Below are 13,221 nucleotides of genomic sequence, written 5' to 3' on the forward strand. Positions count from 1 at the left end.
AACTAGATCGTTCTAGTCCATGCCAGTAAAGCGCCGGATGCGGCGCGCGTCAATGCTTCGGTGCTTATTCGCTGGAACGATCTAGTCTGTGGAGGTGAACAGTCGACGCCCCACCTTGCAAGACGTAGCAGACCTGGCCGGTGTGTCACGCGCTCTGGTGTCCATCGTCATTCGTGATGTCCCAGGTGCCAGCGATGCGACGCGGGTACGGGTCAAGGCGGCCGCGGACGAACTCGGCTATCGACCCGACAACGCGGCGCGACTGCTGCGCCAACATCGCAGCCGCCTGATCGGTGTCAGTTACGTTGCGGCGCAAACGTTTCACGCGGAGCTGCTCGACGAAATCTATGTGGCCGCCGAACGGTCGCGCTACGACGTCGTCCTCAGTGCGGTCTCGGAGCGACGGCCGGATTCTCGTGCAACGCGGACCCTGCTCGACGACCGGTGTGAGGCGATCTTGCTGTTGGGTTCACAGGCGCCGGAAGCAGAGATCGTCGACCTGGCCGACAAGGTTCCCGTTGTCGTAATCGCGCGGAAGATGTCGTCAGTGCACGTGGATGTTGTCCGAACAGATGACGAGGCGGGCGCGGTGATGGCTGTGAATCACCTTGTCGAACTCGGGCACCGCTCGATCGCCCACGTCGACGGCGGGCGAGGCCCGGGCGCCCAGGAACGGCGTCAGGGCTACCGCAAGGCCATGCGAGCGGCAGGTCTGGAGCCGAGAATTCTTCCCGGCGGTCTCACGGAGGAGTTCGGCGCAGCTGCCGCCAGGTCGATGGTCGAGGGTGGGTTACCCGGGGCGGTCTTCGCTTTCAACGATCGCTGCGCGCTCGGAGTTCTCGACGTCTTCCTGCGTGCCGGGATCTCGGTGCCTGGCGACGTTTCCGTGATCGGATTCGACAACAGTGCATTGGCAGGTTTGGCGCACATCGATCTGACCAGTGTCGGGCAGGACACGGCGTTTCTGGGCGGCGCCGCGGTGGAGCGGATCTCCGAACGCCTCGACGGCGGAAGTGGGCCATTGGGCAAGGACATTGTCGCGCAGCCACAACTTGTGGTTCGAGGTTCAACTGGACCCGCAGGGCATTGACCTGCAGTTTCGACTTCAATCAGTTTGTTCGGTCTTTGATAAGCAGTCCTAATGTCAGAACAAACTATTGACATTCGACTGTGACGGGTATTACATCTTTCACATACAACCGAGCACCATCCGTTCGCGGGCCGTTGGTTGATGTCGAGAGGGAGTTCACATGTCGTTTCTCACGGGACGCAAGAGCGTTGCCGTACTGGCCGGAGCCTCAGTCGTGGTCTTGGGTCTGGCCGCCTGTTCAAGCACCGGCGGAAAGCCGGATTCTTCCGGATCCGGAATGGGCGCGGGTACGGCGGACACGCCCCGCGCCACTATTGCGATGATCACTCACGAAGTTCCCGGTGACACGTTCTGGGATCTGGTGCGCAAGGGAGCCGAAACCGCAGCGGCCAAGGACAACATCGAGCTTCGGTACTCCGCCGATCCCGAGGCGCCGAATCAGGCCAACTTGGTTCAGAGTGCGATCGACAGCAAGGTCGACGGGATTGCTGTGACCCTCGCGAAGCCCGACGCCATGGTTGCCGCGGTCCAAAGTGCCACCGCCGCGGGCATTCCGGTGGTCGCCCTCAACTCGGGCCTCGAGACCTGGAAGGACATGGGCGTCAAGGAGTACTTCGGTCAGGACGAGTCGATTGCCGGTGAAGCTGCCGGCGAGCGACTCAACACCGAAGGTGCCACCAAGGTGTTGTGCGTCATTCAGGAGCAGGGCAACGTGAGCCTCGAATCACGTTGTGCCGGAGTGAAGAAGTCGTTCAAGGGAACGACGGAGATTCTCAACGTCAACGGCAAGGACATGCCGTCGGTGGAATCGACCATCACCGCGAAACTTCAACAGGACCCGGCAATCGATCGAGTTCTCGCACTCGGTGCTCCGTTTGCCTTGACGTCCGTGACGTCGGTCGGCAATGCGGGCAGCAAGGCGAAGGTCGTCACTTTCGACACCAACGCGGCGCTCGTCGACGCCATCAAATCCGGTGACGTGCAGTGGGCAGTGGACCAGCAACCCTTCCTGCAGGGCTACCTCGCCATCGATTCGCTGTGGCTTTACCTCAACAACGGCAACGTGATCGGTGGCGGCTTGCCGACCCTGACCGGACCCGCGTTCATCGACAACACCAACATCGACTCGGTCGCCGAGTACGCCAAGAACGGAACTCGCTGATCCGGGCGCACGGAGGGCTGAGAGTCCGCCCTCCGTGCGCCTGTCCAGCACGGAAGGGAAATCATGTCCACTCAGGCAGATCTCGACCTTGCCGCCCACAAAGTCGTGACCGATGAACGGGTGAAGGAGCAAAAGCGCATTCAGCGCCTACTGCTCCGCCCGGAGATGGGTTCACTTGTCGGCGCCATCGCCATCTTCATCTTCTTCTGTATCGTCGCGGCACCGTTCCGTACGCCGGAAGCGCTTGCGACAGTGCTCTACTCCAGCTCCACGATCGGCATCATGGCTTGCGCGGTCGCCCTGCTCATGATCGGCGGCGAGTTCGACCTATCCGCCGGCGTCGCAGTCACCACGTCCTCGCTCGCCGCGTCGATGATCGCCTACAACCTGCACCTCAATCTGTGGGTGGGTGCGATTCTGGCGCTCGTCGTTTCGCTCGCAGTCGGATTCTTCAACGGCTACCTCGTCATGAAGACGAAGATTCCCAGCTTCCTCATCACCCTGAGCTCGTTCCTGATGCTGACCGGAATCAACCTGGCCGTCACCAAGCTCGTGAGTGGTCAGGTTGCCACACCCAGCGTCTCCGACATGGCCGGATTCGATTCCGCGAAAAAGGTATTCGCGTCGTCGTTCTCGGTCTTCGGGGTGTCCGTCAAGATCACGGTCGTGTGGTGGCTGCTGTTCACCGCGATTGCAACATTTGTTTTGTTCAAGACCAAGATCGGCAACTGGATCTTCGCGGTCGGCGGCAATCAGGACAGTGCCCGCGCGATCGGTGTGCCGGTGACCGCAGTCAAGATCGGTCTGTTCATGACCGTCGGCTTTGCTGCCTGGTTCGTGGGCATGCATCTGCTGTTCTCGTTCAACACCGTTCAGTCCGGTCAGGGTGTCGGTAACGAGTTCCTGTACATCATCGCCGCAGTCATCGGCGGTTGCCTGCTCACCGGTGGGTACGGAACCGCGATAGGTGCTGCGATCGGCGCATTCATCTTCGGTATGACCAACCAGGGCATCGTCTACGCAGGCTGGAACCCGGACTGGTTCAAGTTCTTCCTCGGCGCCATGCTGCTGTTCGCGGTCATCGCCAACAACGCATTCCGCAACTACGCTGCGAAAAGGTGACACATGAGTACCACAGCTGAAGTTCCGGCTCTCTCGAACTCGGGCGGCAACGTGCCACTGATCGAGCTCAAGGACGTCGGTAAGCAATACGGAAACATCATCGCGCTCAAGGGAATCAACCTGCGCGTCGGTGCGGGTGAGGTGACCGGTGTGCTCGGTGACAACGGTGCAGGCAAGTCCACGCTGATCAAGATCATCGCTGGTCTGCACCAGCAGAGCGAAGGTGAACTACTCGTCGACGGCGAACCGACAACGTTCCACTCGCCGAAAGAGGCGCTTGGCAAAGGCATTGCCACGGTCTATCAGGACCTCGCCGTTGTTGCGTTGATGCCGGTGTGGCGCAACTTCTTCCTCGGGCAGGAACTGCGCAAGGGTGGTCTGATCAAGTCGCTCGACGCCAACGCCATGCGCGCGACGACTCTTTCGGAACTGTCGAAGATGGGCATCGAACTGCCTGACGTCGACGCACCGATCGGTAGTCTCTCCGGCGGTCAGCGTCAGTGTGTTGCCATCGCCCGCGCCATCTTCTTCGGTGCCCGCGTGCTGATTCTCGACGAGCCGACAGCAGCGCTCGGCGTCAAGCAGTCGGGAATGGTGTTGCGCTACATCACCGCTGCCAAGGAACAGGGATTCGGCGTCATCTTCATCACGCACAATCCGCACCACGCGTACATGGTCGGCGATCACTTCGTGCTCCTCAACCGAGGCAGGCAGAAGCTCGACGCCAAGTACGACGACATCTCACTCGAAGAACTGACCAAGGAGATGGCGGGCGGTGACGAGCTCGAGACACTGACCCACGAGCTTCGCCGTTAGATCAAAACCTCGCGACTACAGCCTCGGTTCGAATCGAACCGAGGCTGTAGTCGTTTCGTCAGAGGATGGTCGTCGGCCGAACCCCGAGGCCGGAATGCATGTACGCCTCGTCGATCATCGTCATGTTGGCTACCGCGTCGCCCGGTCCGATCGGCAGCGCCGAGACCCCGGACAGATGATCGGCGAACGCTTCGAGTTGCCAGGTGTACGACGACTTTGTGCCCAGATGCTCGATACTCGTGCGCCCATCGACAGTGACGGAGACACGGTCGTCGACGTCCGGCTGGAGGAAGTTGTGCACCAGGACGTCTCCGTTGGTTCCGAAGACCCGGAAAGTGAAGTGGTACTTCTCGTCCAACATCGTTGTCACAACGGATGCCCGCGCTCCGCCGGGATACTCGAGTTCGATGTCGAACCACGAATCGACCCCCGAAGCGTATTCCTCGTGGCGGGTCCCGGTCACCACTGGCGCACCACCACAGACGTCACTCAGCATCCGGGAAGCATGTAACCCGTAGCAGCCCAGGTCCATCAGTGACCCGCCTGCCAAGGCGAGCTCCCACCGCGGGTCGTTCTCGGATGGTTTGGGCATCCGCAGTACGGTTTCCACCCGAGTGACCGCGCCGACTGTGCCGCTCCGAACCACATCCAGCAGGCGCCGGTTCACCGGATGAAAGAGGTAGTGGAACCCCTCGAGCAGCGTCACTCCGCTCACGCGCGCTGCCTCGGCTACAGCACGCGCTTCCACCGCGTTGCTCGAAAACGGTTTCTCCGTCAGCACGTGCTTGCCGGCCTGAACGGCGGCGAGATTCCACGGTCCGTGCAGGCTGTTGGGCAGCGCGTTGTAGACGACGTCCACCTCCGGATCCGAGATCAGCTCGGCGTACGAACCGACCACCCGTTCGATCCCATGCCGGGCCGCATAGGCTCTGGCCCGCTCGGGGCTGCGTGCGGCAACGGCCACCAGGCGGTGCCCGGTGGCCGTTGCAGGTTTGATCATCGCGTTCTCGGCGATGCGTGAGGCTCCCAGAATGCCTATCCGCAGCGGGGTAGGTGTCACAGAACCGACCGCAGATACTCGACGCTCGCTCGCACATCACGCACCGGTCCCTCGTCGGACGGAGCCTCGGTCAGAATGGTGTCCTGCTCGAGCACGTACCATCCGTCGAAACCGTGGCGCTGCAATATGGCTGTGACACCGGCGATGTCGACGTCGCCGCCACCGAGTGGACGGTACATTCCCGCCTTCACGCCGTCGGTGTAGGTGAGCTCACCACTGCGAACGCGTGATGCGAGGGCATCGTCGACGTCCTTGAGATGCACGTGGGTGATGCGCTCGGGAGCTTGACGCGCCAGGTCGACCGGATCGGTGCCGCCGATCAACAGGTGGCCGGTGTCCAGGCACAGTGGGATGGCCGAGCCGTCGAGCACTCGCAGGACCTCGTCGCGCTGCTCGATCATCGTTCCGACGTGAGGGTGGACAACTGCCCTGATTCCACGCTCGGCGGCGGCGTCGGTGAGGCGATCGAGATTGTGCAGCAGGGTTTTCCAACTCTGCTCGTCCAGTTCTGGGCGTGAATCGTAGCCGTGGGAACCCGTCGCGGCGGCCAGAACCAAAACCTCGGCACCCGAGGCGACAAAACCGTCGAGGATGGGGGAGATGCCGGGTACCGGATCATGATCGTCATCGTGCAGCAGTACTGGTGCAAACCCGCCGACTGCGCTCAGGTCGTGATCCGCGAGCACCTTGGCCATTTCGGCGGGTGCTGTCGGCAGAAAGCCCTCCGGTCCGATTTCCGTTGCCGCCAGACCGACTTCGCGCATTTCCCGGAGGACTTGCGCAGGGTCGAGTTGGTAGCCCCAGCCCGGGACTTCGCACACGCCCCAGGAGATCGGTGCGCCGGCGATGCGAGGAGTGCTCATGTGTGTGCCTCATTCTTGTCGTGAAGGAACAGATCTTTTACTTCGGTGATCGTGACGGGCCGACCCTCGCGCAGAGAGTGCGTTGCAGCTTCGGAGATCCACGCCGACTCGACCGCATCTGTGGGCGTGCACGGTGATTCCCGACGCCCGGCGACAACGCCGAGGAATGCTTCGAGTTCCGCACGGTAGGCGGACGTGAAGCGGTCCATGAAGAACGTGTACGGCTCCTTCGAGGGGAACGATGTTTCGGGGTCGAGAGAGCGGAGTGGCAAGCGGTCGTCCAGCCCGGCAACGACGGAGTCCGCCGAGCCGAGTACCTCGAGTCGGCAGTCGTAGCCGCGGCCGTTGTAGCGGGTATTTGACACGACCGCGATGGTTCCGCCTTCGAAAGTGAGAACCGTTGCGGCGGTGTCGACGTCACCGGCATCGGCGATCCCGCGATCACCCTGATTCGAGCCGGTGGCAAAAACCGTGGTGACTTCGCGGCCGCTGACCCACCTGACGATGTCGAAATCGTGGATCGAGCAGTCGCGGAAGATGCCGCCGGAGTGTGCGATGTACGAGATCGGCGGGGGAGCGGGGTCGAGGGTGGTCGATCGGAGAGTGTGGATCCAACCGAGTTCTCCGGATCGAACTGCGTCGTACGCCGCCACAAATGACGGGTCGAATCGGCGCTGAAATCCGATCTGTACTGGTACCGACGTCTGCTCGGCAGTCGCGAGGACACGAACCGAGGATTCGATCGAGTCGGCTACCGGCTTTTCGCAGAACGTCGGGATGTCTCGGCGGACAGCGGCTTCGATCAGGTCGGCGTGCGAACTCGACGACGCGGCGATCAGAACGCCGTCGATGCCTGACGCTAAAAGCGCGTCGGGATCGGCAGCGGACTCCACGTCGAGTTCGCTTGCCACGTCCGAGGTTCGACGTGCGTCGACGTCGGTGACAACCAGTGCGTCGACGCCGTCCGTCGTCAGCAGGTTTCGGGCGTGGTAGCTGCCGATTCGTCCGAGGCCGATGACTCCGATACGAGCGCCCATCAGTCCAGCCCTCCGAAGACGTTCTGGTCCCAGTCGATGATCGAACCTGTCACGACTCCGCTGCGATCGGAGAGCAGGAAGACGACGAAGTCGGCGATTTCGTCGACCTGTCCGGGGTTGCCCATGGGGAGGGTGCTGCCCGCACGTTCCTGCCAATCGTCACCAGCGTCGTGAAAAGCTCTCTGCGTGAGGTCTTCTCCCTCGGTCTGTGTCCACCCGATGTCGAGACCGTTGATCCGGATACGATCCCAGCGATGCGCATGGGCGGCGTTGCGGGTCAGCCCCGCCAGCCCGGCCTTCGCTGCCACGTACGGCGCGAGATACGGTTGCCCGCCGAGTTCGGACGTGGAGATGATGTTGACGATGGACCCGGGGACCGCACGCTCGCGCATGTCCTTGACGGCTGCCTGCATCGTGAAGAACGGACCGCGAAGGTTCACCGCGATGTGCTGGTCGAAGAGTTCCTCGGTGGTGTCGAGCAGCGTGCCGCGCGAGGTGAGTCCGGCGGAATTGACGAGGGCATCCACGCGGCCGAAATGTGAGATCGTCTCGGCCACGCTGGCGAGCGCGGAATCGGTCTGCGCCACATCGGCTTCGATGAAGTGGGTTCCCGAAAGTTCTGCCTCGAGAGCCTTTCCGACGTCCGGGCGTCGGCCGGTGAAAGCCACCTGAGCGCCCTCACGGACTGCGGCGCGTACGACGCCGGCGCCGACGCCTTGCGAGCCGCCACTGACCAGTACGACGGTGTCGGCTAGGAGTGCGGGCCTGGTTACGCCCGGCGGAGAAGTCATGGGTTTAGTCTGGCTGTGACGAAGACCTCGAGCAACAGCGAAAAACCATCAAATATCCATCATCGTGAGGTAGTTGTGGCGCATCGATTCAAAGTACGGGAGATCGCTCAGCAGTCGGGCCTGAGTGAGGCCACCGTCGACCGGGTGCTCAACGACCGTCCTGGAGTTCGGGAGGGCACACGATCGGAGGTTCGCCAGGCGATCACGGACCTGGAACGTCAACGCTCGCAACTGAAACTGGTCGGGCGCACGTTCATCGTCGACGTCGTGTTGCAAACCCCCGCAAGGTTTTCCGACGCCGTCCGTGACGCGCTCGAGGACGAACTGCCGACCCTTGCGCCTGCTGTCGTTCGTTCCCGGTTCCACTTTCGTGAAACCGGTTCGGTCGAAGCGATGACGTCGACGCTCGACAAGATTCGCCGACGCGGATCCCACGGAGTCATCGTCAAGGCTCCCGACACTCCGGAAGTCGTGGCGGCGATCGACCGGTTGGTGGCGGCAAAGATTCCGGTCGTCACGTTGGTGACCGATGTTCCCGGTAGCAGGCGAGCCGCCTACATCGGCATCGACAACCGAGCCGCCGGAGCCACCGCCGCGTACTTGATCGATCAGTGGCTGGGGGATCGGGACGGCAACGTGCTGGTCAGCATGAGTAGCGGATTCTTTCGCGGGGAGGAAGAACGGGAGATGGGATTTCGATCCGCCATGCGCGTCGCGGCTCCGCATCGACGGTTGATCGACATTCCGAACAGTGACGGTCTGGATCAGACGAGTAGGAAACTGGTGCGAGCGGCACTCGAATCCGATCCGCAGATCCGGGCTGTCTATTCGATCGGTGGTGGCAACCTGGCCACGGTCGACGCGTTCGAAGAACTGAACCGGGAGTGCAGTGTCTTCATCGCCCACGATCTCGACGGTGACAATCGAAAGTTGCTGGGGGAGAGGCGAATATCAGCGGTGCTCCACCACGATCTGCGTGCGGATGTTCGCACTGCCTGTCAGGTGGTCATGAAAGAACACGGCGCCATGGGCGCTCACTTCGGCTTTACGACGTCACCGGTTCAAGTCGTGACACCGCTCAACATGCCCCCGACATAGCTGTGCGCGGTTAAGGAGTCCGGAGACTCCCTAACCGCGCACAGGGCCGAAGGCCTGACTATCGAGCGAAGAGCAGAGCTCGCTTGACTTCCTGAATTGCCTTTGTCACCTGGATGCCGCGGGGGCATGCGTCGGTGCAGTTGAACGTGGTGCGGCAACGCCACACGCCGTCCTTGTCGTTCAGGATGTCGAGACGCTCGGAAGCGGCCTCGTCACGGCTGTCGAAGATGAACCGGTGTGCGTTGACGATGGCAGCGGGACCGAAGTAGCTGCCGTCGCTCCAGTACACGGGGCACGACGTGGTGCAGCATGCGCAGAGGATGCACTTTGTCGTGTCGTCGAAACGAGCACGGTCGTGCTGGCTCTGGATGCGCTCACGAGTGGGCTCGTTGCCACTGGTGATGAGGAACGGCTTCACGGCGCGGAATGCGTCGAAGAAGGGTTCCATGTCGACAACCAGGTCCTTCTCGACGGGCAGGCCCTTGATGGGCTCGACCGTGATGGTGACCGGCTTGCCGTCCTTGGGCAGCATGTCCTTCATCAGCAGCTTGCAGGCCAGACGGTTCACACCGTTGATCCGCATGGCGTCCGATCCACAGACACCGTGTGCGCAGCTGCGACGGAACGTGAGGGTGCCGTCGAGGTAACCCTTCACGTACAGCAGCAGGTTGAGCAAACGGTCGGTGGGCAGTGCCGGGACCTGGAAACTGTCCCAGTGCTGGCCCTCGCCCGATTCGGGGTTCATCCGCGCGATCTTGAGAGTGACCATGACGGCCCCCTCGGGAACAGCGGGGAGTTTGGGTGCATCTACAGCAGGCGCAGACATCAGTACTTACGCTCCATCGGCTCGTAGCGGGTCTGGATCACCGGCTTGTAGTCCAGACGGATGTCGGAGAGCAGGCCGTCACCCTCCTTGTACGCCATCGTGTGCTTCATGTACTCGGCGTCGTTGCGATCCGGGAAGTCCTCACGAGCGTGGCCGCCGCGCGATTCCTTGCGGTTGAGGGCGCCGACGACGGTGACCTCTGCCATTTCGAGGAGGAAGCCCAGCTCGATGGCCTCGAGCAGGTCGCTGTTGTAGCGCTTGCCCTTGTCCTGGACCGTGATGTGGTTGTAGCGCTCCTTGAGAGCACGCACATCCTTGAGTGCCTGGGTGAGGCGCTCTTCGGTGCGGAAGACGGAGGCATTGTTGTCCATCGACTGCTGCAGCTCGGTGCGGATGTCCGCAACGCGCTCGTGGCCGTGATCGGACAGGATGACGCCGACCCAGTCTTCGACCATCGCAGCCGGGGTTTCCGGCAGGTCGACGAACTCGGTGGAGTTCGCGTACTCGGCGGCAGCGATGCCGGCGCGGCGGCCGAACACGTTGATGTCGAGGAGCGAGTTGGTGCCGAGGCGGTTTGCACCGTGCACGGAAACGCAGGCACATTCGCCGGCGGCGTACAGGCCCTTGACGACCTCGTCGTTGTTGCGCAGAACCTCACCGTTGATCTTGGTGGGGATACCGCCCATGACGTAGTGGCACGTCGGGTAGACGGGCACGGGCTCCTTGACGGGGTCCACGCCGAGGTAGGTGCGCGAGAACTCCATGATGTCGGGGAGCTTCTCGTCGAGAACTTCCTCGGGGATGTGCGTCACGTCGATGTAGACGTAGTCCTTGTTCGGGCCGGCGCCGCGGCCTTCCAGAACCTCGAGGACCATCGAACGGGCCACGATGTCACGCGGAGCGAGGTCCTTGATGGTGGGGGCGTAGCGCTCCATGAAGCGCTCGCCGTCGGCATTACGGAGAATGCCACCTTCACCACGGACGGCTTCCGAGATCAGGATGCCGAGACCGGCGAGTCCTGTCGGGTGGAACTGGTGGAACTCCATGTCCTCGAGGGGCAGGCCCTTGCGGAAGATGATGCCCATGCCGTCACCGGTGAGGGTGTGCGCGTTGGACGTCGTCTTGTACATACGTCCCGAGCCGCCGGTCGCGAAGATGATCGACTTGGCGTGGAAGATGTGCAGCTCGCCGGTCGAGAGCTCATAGCAGATGACACCGGTGGCAACCGGGCCGTCCTCGGTCTCGGTGATGGCGATGTCGAGCGCGTAGAACTCGTTGAAGAACTCGACGTCGTGCTTGACGCAGTTCTGGTACAGCGTCTGCAGGATCATGTGACCGGTGCGGTCGGCTGCGTAACACGCACGGCGGACGGGTGCCTTGCCGTGGTCACGCGTGTGGCCACCGAATCGACGCTGGTCGATCTTGCCTTCGGGCGTGCGGTTGAACGGCAGACCCATCTTCTCGAGGTCGAGCACCGCGTCGATGGCCTCTTTGGCCATGATCTCGACGGCGTCCTGGTCGGCGAGGTAGTCGCCGCCCTTGACGGTGTCGAAGGTGTGCCACTCCCAGTTGTCTTCCTCCACGTTCGCCAGTGCGGCACACATGCCGCCCTGGGCCGCGCCGGTGTGGCTGCGGGTGGGGTAGAGCTTGGTCAGTACGGCCGTGCGGGCACGGGGGCCAGCTTCGATTGCCGCACGCATGCCTGCGCCGCCGGCGCCGACGATGACCACGTCATAACGATGTTCCTGCATGAAGTCTGTGCTCCCCTAGCTCGCCGAGATATTGGGGTCGAAGGTGAAGATGACGTACGTGCCCAGGCCCATGATCAGGATCATCGAGAGAACGAGGATCGTGGTCAGCCAGAAGCGCGTGGAGTCCTTGCGGGAGTAGTCCGCGATGACCGTGCGCAGGCCGTTACCGCCGTGCAGCTGTGCCAGCCACAACATCGTCAGATCCCAGAACTGCCAGAACGGGCTGGACCAGCGACCTGCGACGAATGCGAAGTTCAGACGGTGAACGCCACCGTCGAGCATCAGCATGATGAACATGTGGCCCAGGACCAGAACGATCAGGGCGACGCCGGAGAAGCGCATGAACAGCCATGCGTACAACTCGAAGTTGTTCCGAGCCTTCGCGCGCGGGGACCGCGGGTTGTCCAGGCTTGCGGGACGGTCGTATGAGGTGCCCAGGCTCTTGGCTTCGGGTCCGTGAGTAGTCGCCATGTCAGTGCTCCGCAAACATGTTGATGAGGATGCGTCCGGCGCCTGGGATCATCACCAGGAACCAGATCGTCAGAATGGTCCAGAGCATGACGCGCTGGTACTTCGGGCCTTTCGACCAGAAGTCCACCAACATCACGCGCACGCCGTTGAGGGCGTGGTAGAGGACTACGCCGACGAGGCCGATCTCCATGAGGCCGACGAGGGGGTTCTTGTACGTGTCGATTACGGCGTCGTACGTATCGGGATTGACCCGAACGAGTGCCGTATCGAGAACGTGTACGAATAGGAAGAAGAAAGTAGCGACGCCTGTGATCCGGTGTAGAACCCAGGACCACATTCCGGGGTCGCCCCGGTAAAGCGACCTCGTGCGCTCCTTCTGAGGAGCGGCTTCAGTCGTAGTACTCATCGAGTGCTGTGCCTCCAACGTCATTGGTGGACGCGTCGAGCCTGCAGAGAGCTTCGATGTACCTCAGCCCGGGCTCGACGGGATCCTGAACCGACTTGACTCAGACTCTAAACCTATGTGAAACCGGGAACTAATCAGATGCGGGATTCGTACGCGTACCAAACTCTTTGTAAGGTTTGCCTTTCCAATCTCACCTAGCCGGTTTCGGCGTGGTTTCTGCATCCATTCAGTCGGCGTGATTGGATAACGAACCATGGGTGACATCGACTGGAAGTTGTTGCGGCACAACGCGCAAGTGGTCATGCGGCAGGCTTATGCACCGTACTCGGGCTATGCAGTGGGTGCAGCTGCCCTGGTAGACGATGGTCGGATCGTCTCAGGATGCAATGTGGAAAATGTCTCATACGGTTTGAGCCTGTGTGCCGAATGTGGACTCGTCGGTAACTTAGCCGCCACCGGGGGCGGGCGGCTGGTTGCCTTCACGTGCTGCGACGCGAAGGGCTCGATTCTGATGCCATGCGGCAGGTGCAGACAGCTTCTTCTCGAGCACGGCGGGGGTGAGATGCTTGTCGACACGAGCAGTGGGTTCAAGCCGCTGAGCGAGCTGTTGCCTGATGCTTTCGGGCCGGAACAAGCAGAGGGGCTCCGCCATGTTTGACGCAGTTTCCATCATCGGCGCCAAGCGTGACGGCCGCGAGTTGTCGGGAACCGAGATCGACTGGATAGTT

Annotated in this window: 14 protein-coding genes; 6 read left to right on the plus strand and 8 right to left on the minus strand. The window is 62.0% G+C overall.

The annotated features are described in order from the left end of the window. Nucleotides 1–88 precede the first annotated feature (88 nt). The 4 genes from ACKAMS_RS17865 (at nucleotide 89) to ACKAMS_RS17880 (ending at nucleotide 4,190) form a co-directional block, all read left to right on the plus strand. A complete protein-coding gene (locus ACKAMS_RS17865; RefSeq protein WP_019747686.1) occupies nucleotides 89–1,090 on the plus strand; it encodes a LacI family DNA-binding transcriptional regulator in 1,002 nt (333 codons plus the stop codon). 160 nt (nucleotides 1,091–1,250) lie between these two features. Next, complete coding sequence (locus tag ACKAMS_RS17870; RefSeq protein ID WP_007727338.1) at nucleotides 1,251–2,252, plus strand: substrate-binding domain-containing protein; 1,002 nt, start codon at nucleotides 1,251–1,253, stop codon at nucleotides 2,250–2,252. A gap of 63 nt (nucleotides 2,253–2,315) precedes the next feature. Continuing rightward, the gene (locus ACKAMS_RS17875; RefSeq protein WP_003940759.1) at nucleotides 2,316–3,374 is read left to right on the plus strand and encodes an ABC transporter permease; all 1,059 of its coding nucleotides are present in this window, start codon (nucleotides 2,316–2,318) and stop codon (nucleotides 3,372–3,374) included. A 3-nt stretch (nucleotides 3,375–3,377) separates the two neighbouring features. Beyond that, nucleotides 3,378–4,190 (plus strand): ATP-binding cassette domain-containing protein, encoded by an 813-nt coding sequence (locus ACKAMS_RS17880; RefSeq protein ID WP_007727336.1) that lies wholly within the window; start codon nucleotides 3,378–3,380, stop codon nucleotides 4,188–4,190. A gap of 58 nt (nucleotides 4,191–4,248) precedes the next feature. Here ACKAMS_RS17880 and ACKAMS_RS17885 read toward each other — a convergent pair whose 3' ends face one another. Genes ACKAMS_RS17885 through ACKAMS_RS17900 form a run of 4 tightly spaced genes read right to left on the minus strand, consistent with a single transcriptional unit; the run spans nucleotide 4,249 to nucleotide 7,941 of the window. Next, entirely contained in the window at nucleotides 4,249–5,250 is a 1,002-nt protein-coding gene (locus ACKAMS_RS17885; RefSeq protein ID WP_336504797.1) for a Gfo/Idh/MocA family oxidoreductase, read from the minus strand. Continuing rightward, entirely contained in the window at nucleotides 5,247–6,113 is an 867-nt protein-coding gene (locus ACKAMS_RS17890; protein ID WP_408989320.1) for a TIM barrel protein, read from the minus strand. The genes ACKAMS_RS17885 and ACKAMS_RS17890 overlap by 4 nt, the downstream gene beginning before the upstream one ends. Continuing rightward, the gene (locus tag ACKAMS_RS17895; RefSeq protein ID WP_080909718.1) at nucleotides 6,110–7,150 is read right to left on the minus strand and encodes a Gfo/Idh/MocA family oxidoreductase; all 1,041 of its coding nucleotides are present in this window, start codon (nucleotides 7,148–7,150) and stop codon (nucleotides 6,110–6,112) included. The genes ACKAMS_RS17890 and ACKAMS_RS17895 overlap by 4 nt, the downstream gene beginning before the upstream one ends. Further along, nucleotides 7,150–7,941: an SDR family oxidoreductase gene (locus ACKAMS_RS17900; protein WP_408989321.1), complete on the minus strand. Its 792-nt coding sequence runs from the start codon at nucleotides 7,939–7,941 to the stop codon at nucleotides 7,150–7,152. The genes ACKAMS_RS17895 and ACKAMS_RS17900 overlap by 1 nt, the downstream gene beginning before the upstream one ends. Nucleotides 7,942–8,016: 75 nt before the next feature. On the opposite strand from ACKAMS_RS17900, the gene ACKAMS_RS17905 reads away from it, so the two are divergent. Then, complete coding sequence (locus tag ACKAMS_RS17905; RefSeq protein ID WP_408989324.1) at nucleotides 8,017–9,039, plus strand: LacI family DNA-binding transcriptional regulator; 1,023 nt, start codon at nucleotides 8,017–8,019, stop codon at nucleotides 9,037–9,039. 58 nt (nucleotides 9,040–9,097) lie between these two features. On the opposite strand, the gene ACKAMS_RS17910 is transcribed toward ACKAMS_RS17905, so the two are convergent. The 4 genes from ACKAMS_RS17910 to sdhC are packed head-to-tail and all read right to left on the minus strand — an operon-like array spanning nucleotide 9,098 to nucleotide 12,493. Beyond that, nucleotides 9,098–9,865, minus strand: coding sequence for a succinate dehydrogenase iron-sulfur subunit (locus ACKAMS_RS17910; RefSeq protein ID WP_003940925.1), 768 nt, complete (start codon nucleotides 9,863–9,865; stop codon nucleotides 9,098–9,100). Further along, the gene (gene sdhA / locus ACKAMS_RS17915) at nucleotides 9,865–11,616 is read right to left on the minus strand and encodes a succinate dehydrogenase flavoprotein subunit (RefSeq protein ID WP_019747692.1); all 1,752 of its coding nucleotides are present in this window, start codon (nucleotides 11,614–11,616) and stop codon (nucleotides 9,865–9,867) included. The genes ACKAMS_RS17910 and sdhA overlap by 1 nt, the downstream gene beginning before the upstream one ends. A gap of 15 nt (nucleotides 11,617–11,631) precedes the next feature. Further along, nucleotides 11,632–12,087, minus strand: a complete 456-nt coding sequence (locus ACKAMS_RS17920; protein ID WP_003940699.1) for a succinate dehydrogenase hydrophobic membrane anchor subunit — start codon at nucleotides 12,085–12,087, stop codon at nucleotides 11,632–11,634. A gap of 1 nt (nucleotide 12,088) precedes the next feature. Next, on the minus strand, nucleotides 12,089–12,493 hold the full coding sequence (gene sdhC, locus ACKAMS_RS17925) for a succinate dehydrogenase, cytochrome b556 subunit (protein ID WP_020969155.1): 405 nt from the start codon (nucleotides 12,491–12,493) through the stop codon (nucleotides 12,089–12,091). Nucleotides 12,494–12,746: 253 nt separating this feature from the next. Here sdhC and ACKAMS_RS17930 point away from each other — a divergent pair, with 253 nt between their 5' ends. Next, nucleotides 12,747–13,151, plus strand: a complete 405-nt coding sequence (locus ACKAMS_RS17930; protein WP_019747693.1) for a cytidine deaminase — start codon at nucleotides 12,747–12,749, stop codon at nucleotides 13,149–13,151. Nucleotides 13,152–13,221: the final 70 nt, after the last annotated feature.

This window comes from Rhodococcus sp. 5A-K4, from assembly GCF_046097995.1.
Classification (GTDB): domain Bacteria; phylum Actinomycetota; class Actinomycetes; order Mycobacteriales; family Mycobacteriaceae; genus Rhodococcus_F; species Rhodococcus_F erythropolis.

Excerpts from the sequence above, each read along its gene's own strand:
- ACKAMS_RS17920 (WP_003940699.1), bottom strand. The coding sequence starts at position 12,087 with ATGGCGACTACTCACGGACCCGAAGCCAAGAGCCTGGGCACCTCATAC.
- ACKAMS_RS17895 (WP_080909718.1), bottom strand. The coding sequence starts at position 7,150 with ATGGGCGCTCGTATCGGAGTCATCGGCCTCGGACGAATCGGCAGCTAC.
- ACKAMS_RS17890 (WP_408989320.1), bottom strand. The coding sequence starts at position 6,113 with ATGAGCACTCCTCGCATCGCCGGCGCACCGATCTCCTGGGGCGTGTGC.
- ACKAMS_RS17880 (WP_007727336.1), top strand. The coding sequence starts at position 3,378 with ATGAGTACCACAGCTGAAGTTCCGGCTCTCTCGAACTCGGGCGGCAAC.
- ACKAMS_RS17870 (WP_007727338.1), top strand. The coding sequence starts at position 1,251 with ATGTCGTTTCTCACGGGACGCAAGAGCGTTGCCGTACTGGCCGGAGCC.
- sdhC (WP_020969155.1), bottom strand. The coding sequence starts at position 12,493 with ATGAGTACTACGACTGAAGCCGCTCCTCAGAAGGAGCGCACGAGGTCG.
- ACKAMS_RS17930 (WP_019747693.1), top strand. The coding sequence starts at position 12,747 with ATGGGTGACATCGACTGGAAGTTGTTGCGGCACAACGCGCAAGTGGTC.
- sdhA (WP_019747692.1), bottom strand. The coding sequence starts at position 11,616 with ATGCAGGAACATCGTTATGACGTGGTCATCGTCGGCGCCGGCGGCGCA.
- ACKAMS_RS17910 (WP_003940925.1), bottom strand. The coding sequence starts at position 9,865 with ATGTCTGCGCCTGCTGTAGATGCACCCAAACTCCCCGCTGTTCCCGAG.
- ACKAMS_RS17900 (WP_408989321.1), bottom strand. The coding sequence starts at position 7,941 with ATGACTTCTCCGCCGGGCGTAACCAGGCCCGCACTCCTAGCCGACACC.
- ACKAMS_RS17875 (WP_003940759.1), top strand. The coding sequence starts at position 2,316 with ATGTCCACTCAGGCAGATCTCGACCTTGCCGCCCACAAAGTCGTGACC.